This window comes from Anaerostipes faecis (genome assembly GCF_910574135.1).
GTDB classification, from domain to species: domain Bacteria; phylum Bacillota; class Clostridia; order Lachnospirales; family Lachnospiraceae; genus Anaerostipes; species Anaerostipes hominis.
Genome location: NZ_CAJSYK010000060.1, coordinates 1 through 320, shown reverse-complemented (window position 1 = coordinate 320; position 320 = coordinate 1). Strand labels below are relative to the sequence as shown.

The following is a 320-nucleotide window of genomic DNA, read 5'->3' as shown; positions in this document are numbered from 1 at the left end:
GACCTTAAGTCCTTAACCTTGCCAGTACGGGCAACTCGCCGGACCGTTCTACAAAAAGTACGCAGTTCCCCATCTAAAGGGGTTCCACAGCTTGTAAACATAGGGTTTCAGGTTCTCTTTCACTCCCCTCCCGGGGTCCTTTTCACCTTTCCTTCACAGTACTATGCGCTATCGGTCACTAAGGAGTATTTAGCCTTACGGGGTGGTCCCCGCTCATTCCCACAAGGTTTCTCGTGTCTCGTGGTACTCTGGATCCTGCTAGGGTACTTCTGACTTCGGATACGGGGCTTTCACCCTCTCTGGCCGGCCTTCCCAGGCCG

General features: G+C 53.8%; 1 rRNA gene. It reads right to left on the bottom strand.

What is annotated here, in order from left to right:
- Window positions 1-320: ribosomal RNA gene (locus QGT46_RS16800) — 23S ribosomal RNA — on the bottom strand; the annotation flags it as partial.